The organism is Cryobacterium sp. MLB-32 (genome assembly GCF_000738085.1).
Taxonomy (GTDB): domain Bacteria; phylum Actinomycetota; class Actinomycetes; order Actinomycetales; family Microbacteriaceae; genus Cryobacterium.
Genome location: NZ_JPRS01000040.1, coordinates 25060 through 31275, shown reverse-complemented (window position 1 = coordinate 31275; position 6216 = coordinate 25060). Strand labels below are relative to the sequence as shown.

Below are 6216 nucleotides of genomic sequence, written 5' to 3'. Positions count from 1 at the left end.
TCACACCACCAGCTTCGTGTGGACGGCTATCCTCAAGCATCGCGGCCACGTCGTGAGCCGCCTCACATCGACCGATGGGAACACTCAACATGGACGACTACGTCTTCGGTGGGGCATCCGATATTGATCGCGCTATCGGGTATCTGATCGCACTCGACAACAGCCAATCGAACGCGTTGGCCGTGCTCCAGATCGACGACATCATCACTGAGCTCACGACCGAATACGAGAAGGCCGTCGCGGACCCCGCCTACAGAACCGATGACGACTTCATATCGCGTCTAGCCGGGTATCTGGAAATGGCCGACGTCCGAGAAAACCCCGACCTCCGCTGACACGGGCACACCGAGGGACCGCCGGGAGCGGGTTGAACGCACCAGCGCATCCCGGACAGCGGCCGCCGACACCGACTGCCAGTGAATGGCCGGCCGTGCGCGTGGGCATCCGCCACTCTCTCGCCACGGGAGAATTCTCCGCCCGATAGGTGTTCGCGGTCGGGCTCTGCTGCGCGACGGAGTTCAACAGCGAGCTCAGCGCACGACAAGCCGCGTGTTAGTCACGTGGCGGGGTCCACACGTATGGTGTCGTGGTCGTCACAGCGGTGAAACCCAGCCTGCGGAGAATGGGTGTGCTGTCGTCGGATGCGTCCACATGAAGATACGTCACACCTCGGTCGTGAGCTGTCTGAGCTCGCCGCGCCAGCAGCGCGGTGTAGATCCCTTTCCCTCGCCATTCGGGCAGGGTCGAGCCACCCCACAGCCCCGCAAAATCAGTGCCCTCTGTCACGACGAGCCACGCTGCAGAAACGACTTCACCGGCCGCTTCAGCAACGAAAACGCTCATGTTGTGCGGCTCGGCCTTCATCTGCTCATGCAGGTCATGGGCGAGCCAACCGAAGTCCTCGTTCCAGACCGCAGATTCCATTCGGGCAATGCGCTCAAGGTCGACTCTCGTGTGCACCGTTCGCAGGGCAACCCCGTCGGGAAGATTCGGAACGGCGGCCAGGCCGTGCGCCTCCCTGACCATGACGGTTTCGGTGTCTTCAGCAACGAAGCCCGCCGCCTTCAAGCGCTCCGGCACGTCCGAAGGGCGATCATGGCCTCTGGTCTTCCATTCCACGGCTTCACCCCGCCGGGCGAAGAAGTCCCGATTGTCCGTGATGAGACGATCCAGGGCCTCCCCCTCGACGGTCAGAGACTGCGCCGTCTCAATGAATCCGCGATTCTGTCCCGTGACACGCATCACACGTCCGTCGGTGTGAAACGTCTGTCCGGCCGGTGGGTGTTGCGGCACCACAAGTCGCAGCTGGGAATCGTAGTGATCGAGAATCTGCATCGTCGTCGTCATCGTGACGAGCCTATGCCGGGCGTCTGTGAGACGAGGTGCTGGATCACTGATCGCTCCCATCGTTCGCCAATCGTGATCGGAACGCGCATCCGATCGGATTCGCCCGTCTTCGTCACCGTCGGAGCCCAATTTCAGGTAGCAGGAACGCGACGAGGCTGACCCGCTAAAATTAGCTCTGTCATGCACTGAACGACGTCGATCTTAAGGGGGGCCGCGGGTGCCGATCACGCGGACTGTGTTGGCCGTGGCCAACCATCACCCCGACCAACCGGCGATCGTCGCGGAAGACGGTCAGCTGACCTACGCGCAACTCGTGCACAACTCGCGGCACATGTTCACCGTCGTGCAGGCCCTGCACCGCGCGCAGCCCACGCCGCCGATATCGGCTCCGGAGACTCACGGAATCCCGATCACGGCCGTGAGCCTGTCCTCGACCTTCCACACCGCACGCATCATTGCCGGGCTCGCGGGGTTCCGCGCCGTGTCGGCGACGATCGACCCACAGTGGCCGCTGGAACACCGCGCCGGGGTCATCCTCGCCACCGGAATCGGTGTCGTCATCACCGACTCAGCGGACCTCGCGGCGGTCCTCCGCGCTCGCGGGTGGACGGGCACAACCATCACCCTCTCCGATTTTCTGCAGAAAGAGGCTGTCGCCGCGCCGGCAGCCGGCCCGGCGGTGCGCGACGACGCGGAGCCGTTTCTGCTTCTGTTCTCGTCGGGCACGACGAGCAACCCCAAGGCGTTTCTGAAGACGCGGCACCAATACCGCGCGAACTTCGCTGTCTCCAGCGCACACCTCGAGCCCGGGCCCGGCGTAGCCACGCTTGCACCCGGGCCGGTGTCGTACAGCCTCACCCTCTATGCGCTTATCGAGAGCCTCGCCTCGGGCGGCAGCGCTCACCTGGCGGACGAGTTCGATCCGGTGCAGCTGGGTCGCCGTATTAGCGAGGAGAAGATCACCCGCGTCGTCGCCGTGCCCGCCGTGGTTCAGGCGCTGATCGATGCCTGCCGCCGCGGCGCGGACCGCTTCAGCACGCTCGAGCTGGTCGTGACCGGCGGCGCCAACCTGCCCGCGATCCTCCGCACGGGTCTCGCCGACGTCTTGCCGTGCGTGCGGCTGATCAGCTACTACGGGGCGGCTGAAATCGGGTTCATCGGGGACAGTCGCGACGGCGACGGCACTCGCATCAGCGTCTACGCGGGTGTCGGCGCCAGCATTCGCGACGAGCAGGGCAACGAGGTTCCCGACGGCGACCCCGGCACACTGTGGATCCGCGCCGACGCCTGCTCCCACGGGTACCTCCCCGGAACCACGGATGCCACACTTCTGGGCCAGGACGGGTGGGCGACCGTGAACGACCAGGGTCGGATGGTTGACGGTGCGTTGGTGCTCGCGGGCCGGGTCGGAGACATCGCAATCACGGGCGGGCACAAGGTGATGTTGCCGGATGTCGAGCGCGCCTTTGACGGGATGCCGCACCTCGGCGCGGTCTGCGCGGTCGCTCTCCCCCACGAACGCCTCGGGGCGGTCGTCGCTCTCCTCATCGAGGGTGCGGCGCCGGCCAGGGCCGATCTACTCACACGCGCGCGCGAGAAGCTCGCCCCGCAATTCGTGCCACGCCGTTGGTACCGGGTCGATCGGCTGCCGCGTACCGTCGGCGGCAAGATTCGTCGCACTGCCGCGGCCGACCTTGTCGCGCACGGAGAGGCGGAACGACTGTGAACGACCGGCGCCGGGCTGTCATCACCGGGCTCGGGGCGATCACCCCGAGCGGGCTTGACGTGCCAACGATGTGGGATGCCGTTGTCCACGGCCGCAGCGCCATCACGACGCTCGACGATCCCGAGTTCGCTAACCTGGCCGTGCGCATCGGCGGGCTCGTGCGCGGGTTCGAGGCGGCCGCGGTGCTGGAGCCGGGCCTCGCCCGTCGTCTCAGCCGCAGCCAGCACTGGGCAGCCGCGGCCGCCGATCAAGCGCTGACGCAGGCGGGGTGGACACCGGGTTCGACCGACTTTCCGTGGGATCCGCATCGGTTCGCGGTGATCGCCGCCACGGGAGCGGGGCCCGTCGACGCCATTCAGCGGGCCGCCCGCGACCTCGACCGGCGCGGTCCACGGGCGGTGCCACTGACGCTTGCGATGTACGGCGCTCCCGACTCGGCCGCCTCGGTACTGAGCCAGCGCTACCATGCGTTCGGTCCGGCGCAGGGCGTCTCGGCAACGTGTGCGAGCGGAGCGATCGGTCTCGGCGAGGCCATGCGGCGCATCCGCCACGGCTACGCCGACGCGGTGCTCGTGGTGGGTCTGGAGGACTGCCTGAACCCCGTGAATCTTTCATCAAACGCGAACATGCGTGCACTGGCGCGCGGGTATGAGCACGACCCCGCCGCAGCCTCCCGCCCCTTCGACCGGGCCCGGTCCGGTTTCGTGATGTCGGCGGGGGCCGCGGCCATCCTGCTCGAGTCCGAGGAGACAGCTCTCGCCCGGGGCGCTTCTGCACTGGCGGAGCTGGCCGGGTTCGGAGCCGCCAGCGACGCCTACCATCCCACCGCCCCGCATCCGCAGGGCCGGGGAGCGGCGCGAGCCGTGCGCGATTCCCTCGCCGACGCGGGTCTCACCCCGGAGGCCGTCGACCACATCAACGCCCACGGCACAGGCACCGCGGCCGGGGACGCAGCCGAATTGAACGCCCTCGAGTCCGCACTCGGAAACCGCGCCCGCCGCATTCCGATCAGTGCGACGAAATCCAGCATGGGTCATCTGCTCGGAGCCTCCGGGGTTGTCGAGGCCATCCTCGCCGTGCAGTCGCTCCGCGACGGCATAGTGCCGCCCACCATCAACCTCGACGATCCCGAGTTCGAAGGCTGGGACATCGTGGCCGGCGAAGCGCGCAACCAGAGCGTCAGCACGGTGCTGTCGAACTCATTCGGATTCGGCGGGCACAACGGCGCACTGGTGATCACACGCAGAAATGACTGACGAAGGAGCACACATGCCCAACCGGGAGACCAGACACGCGGAGTTGGCCGAGAAGTATCTGCCCAAGGGCCTCCTCGAACGATTCCGTGAGCGCGCGGACGTCTACGACCGGGAAAACCGGTTTTTCGACGAGGACCTCGCCGAGCTCACCGAGCAGGGCTATCTCACCCTGTTCGTGCCCGAGGAATTCGGCGGACCCGGGCTGTCGCTCAACGAGGTGTCGCGGTTGCAGCAACGCCTGGCGACGGCCGCCCCGGCGACGGCGCTGGCGGTGAACATGCACCTCATGTGTATCGGCGTCGTCAGCGCGATGTTCGCGCGCGGCGACCGGTCGCTCGGGTACGTTTTTGATGAGGCCATGGCCGGCGAGATTTTCGCGTTCGGTGTCAGTGAGCCGGCGAATGACTGGGTGCTGCAGGACTCGAATACGCTCGCGGAGCCGCAGGAAGACGGCGGGTACCTGCTCACCGGCGTAAAGATCTTCACCTCGTTGTCGCCGGTGTGGACTCGCCTGATCGCCCACGGGCTGGACAGCACGGATACGGCGAACCCAACGCTCGTGTACGGCTTCCTCGAGCGCTCGGCTGACGGCATCTCGGTGTCCGACCATTGGGACGTGCTCGGCATGCGCGCGTCCCAGAGCCGTACGACGATCCTGACGAAGGTGCGGATGCGACCCGACAGAATCGCGCGAAGAATGCCGACAGGGCGGCACCCCGACCTGCTGACCTTCGCAATCACCAGCCACTTCCAGTTGCTGATCGGATCGGTCTATGCCGGGCTCGCCCGCCGCGCGCTCGAGCTGGCCGCGCAGGGGCTGAAGAGCCGATCGTCGGCCAAGAGCGGCACGACCTATGCCGAAGTTCCGGAGTTCCGGGCCCGACTGGCCGACGCACACATGGAGTACATGGCTGTGCCGGCCCAACTCGACACGTACAGTCGCGACGTCGACGACTTGGTCGACCACGGCGCCGGATGGCCGCTGCGGCTGGTCAGCGCACGCCTCAACGCATCGACCGTTGCACGTCACGCGGTCGAAACCGCGCTGGTCTGCGCCGGTGGCACCGGATTCAACAACACCAGTGAACTCAGCAGACTCCACAGGGACGCCGCGGCCAGCCTATTTCACCCACCGAGCGCCGACGCCGCCCGGCCGATGTATGCGTCGGCCTTGCTCGACGACAACTGACAGCCGAAAAATCACCAAGGCAGAGAGCGGATTGTGTCAGCGCTCTAGGTTCAGAAGTTCGACGGTGCGGACAACGGTGGCAAATTCGTCGTGCAGGTTGATCGCCGTGATTCGCGAGAGTTCAGCTGCATCGACCATTCCACCTTTCAGATCAGTTCTGTCGAACGTGTGGGTAGCATCGACGGCGAAATAGACGGTGTACCCGAGGTTCCCACCCACCCGCGCTGTTGTCTCGCAACAGTGGTTTGTCGTAATGCCGCAGATCACGAGGGACGTGATCTGATTCTTTCGGAGCCAGGAGTCCAAGTCGGGACTTCCATGGAAACTGGAGTTGACCGATTTATGCACCAGTAGGTCGGGAGCGCCGGACATGTAGCTTTTCAAAGCATGGCCAGGATCATCGGGATGCAGGGGCGAGAGTGGATTGGAGGAATCGTGCTGCACGAAGACGACCGGTCGCGAACGCTTGCGCCACTCAGTCAGCAGAGCAGCGATGTTCGCATCGCAGCCCTGGTTGTTGCGAGGCCCCCACCACTCGGCCTGGTCGAATCCCTGCTGCGCGTCGACGACGACAAGTGCGGTGCGCTCATCAATCGAGGGTATGTTCTTCCGCACGAGGGGCTCCTTTCCGGTTTCAGAAACAGTACCTGAAACGATTGGACCGGCGGGGGCACGGACCGCCGATAGCCTGCAGACCC

General features: G+C 65.8%; 6 protein-coding genes. 4 read left to right on the top strand and 2 right to left on the bottom strand.

The features are described 5' to 3' along the window. The first annotated feature begins 74 nt into the window (after positions 1 to 74). Complete coding sequence (locus tag JF66_RS06470; protein WP_035876346.1) at positions 75 to 335, top strand: hypothetical protein; 261 nt, start codon at positions 75 to 77, stop codon at positions 333 to 335. A gap of 217 nt (positions 336 to 552) precedes the next feature. Here JF66_RS06470 and JF66_RS06465 read toward each other — a convergent pair whose 3' ends face one another. Then, entirely contained in the window at positions 553 to 1347 is a 795-nt protein-coding gene (locus JF66_RS06465) for a GNAT family N-acetyltransferase (protein WP_035876345.1), read from the bottom strand. 217 nt (positions 1348 to 1564) lie between these two features. Between JF66_RS06465 and JF66_RS06460 the strand changes: the two genes are divergently transcribed. The 3 genes from JF66_RS06460 to JF66_RS06450 are packed head-to-tail and all read left to right on the top strand — an operon-like array spanning position 1565 to position 5518. After that, a complete protein-coding gene (locus tag JF66_RS06460; RefSeq protein ID WP_035876344.1) occupies positions 1565 to 3073 on the top strand; it encodes a class I adenylate-forming enzyme family protein in 1509 nt (502 codons plus the stop codon). Continuing rightward, the gene (locus tag JF66_RS06455) at positions 3070 to 4329 is read left to right on the top strand and encodes a beta-ketoacyl synthase (protein ID WP_035876343.1); all 1260 of its coding nucleotides are present in this window, start codon (positions 3070 to 3072) and stop codon (positions 4327 to 4329) included. Before JF66_RS06460 ends, JF66_RS06455 begins: the two co-directional genes overlap by 4 nt. 13 nt (positions 4330 to 4342) lie before the next feature. Continuing rightward, the gene (locus JF66_RS06450; protein WP_051973213.1) at positions 4343 to 5518 is read left to right on the top strand and encodes an acyl-CoA dehydrogenase family protein; all 1176 of its coding nucleotides are present in this window, start codon (positions 4343 to 4345) and stop codon (positions 5516 to 5518) included. Positions 5519 to 5554: 36 nt separating this feature from the next. Here the strand turns inward: JF66_RS06450 and JF66_RS06445 are convergent, their stop codons facing one another. After that, positions 5555 to 6133, bottom strand: coding sequence for a cysteine hydrolase family protein (locus JF66_RS06445; protein WP_081882189.1), 579 nt, complete (start codon positions 6131 to 6133; stop codon positions 5555 to 5557). Between the last annotated feature and the right edge of the window lie 83 nt (positions 6134 to 6216).